The sequence below is a fragment of the Pseudoalteromonas sp. SG43-7 genome, from assembly GCF_014164295.1.
GTDB lineage: Bacteria > Pseudomonadota > Gammaproteobacteria > Enterobacterales > Alteromonadaceae > Pseudoalteromonas > Pseudoalteromonas rhizosphaerae.
This window is the reverse complement of record NZ_JACJEY010000228.1, coordinates 1-250: the sequence shown is the minus strand read 5'-3', so window position 1 is coordinate 250 and position 250 is coordinate 1. Positions and strand designations below refer to the sequence as shown.

Below are 250 nucleotides of genomic sequence, written 5' to 3'. Positions count from 1 at the left end.
AATTATATTCAGTTTTACAATTACAAACGTAGGCATTCTACGCTTAATTATATGACGCCACATCAGAAATATAATGAATTAAAAAATGCCGCTTAGAATCTCTACAGAATTTGTTGACCATTACAATGTATTCAAGGTTCGCTTCGCTATTAAACCCACTGTCTGCGGTGAACTTAATCGTTTGTTCGTCTGTTGATTTGTCGGTATTCAATTTATCAAGCTGCTGCTTTAATTGCTTAACTGCTGGCTG

The 250-nt window shown here is 35.2% G+C and carries 1 protein-coding gene; it reads left to right on the top strand.

The window, feature by feature from the left end:
• Nucleotides 1-96: IS3 family transposase (locus H5200_RS24560; protein WP_404936146.1), on the top strand; the 96-nt coding region annotated here is incomplete at its 5' end.
• Nucleotides 97-250: the final 154 nt, after the last annotated feature.